Source organism: Limosilactobacillus rudii, from assembly GCF_014145455.1.
Lineage (GTDB): Bacteria > Bacillota > Bacilli > Lactobacillales > Lactobacillaceae > Limosilactobacillus > Limosilactobacillus rudii.
The window spans coordinates 1-237 of sequence record NZ_JACIVB010000026.1; the positions used below are offsets into that span (position 1 = coordinate 1).

At 52.3% G+C, this 237-nt stretch carries 1 rRNA gene; it reads left to right on the forward strand.

Features of this window, described 5'->3' with window-relative positions:
* Positions 1 to 237, forward strand: a 16S ribosomal RNA gene (locus tag H5S39_RS01285); the annotation flags it as partial.

Below are 237 nucleotides of genomic sequence, written 5' to 3' on the forward strand. Positions count from 1 at the left end.
CGCCGGCGGTGTGCCTAATACATGCAAGTCGTACGCACTGGCCCAACTGATAGATGATGCTTGCATCAGCTTGACGTTGGATTCCCAGTGAGTGGCGGACGGGTGAGTAACACGTGGGCAACCTGCCCCGGAGCGGGGGATAACATTTGGAAACAGATGCTAATACCGCATAACAACGAAAACCACATGGTTTTCGTTTAAAAGATGGCTTATGCTATCACTCTGGGATGGACCCGC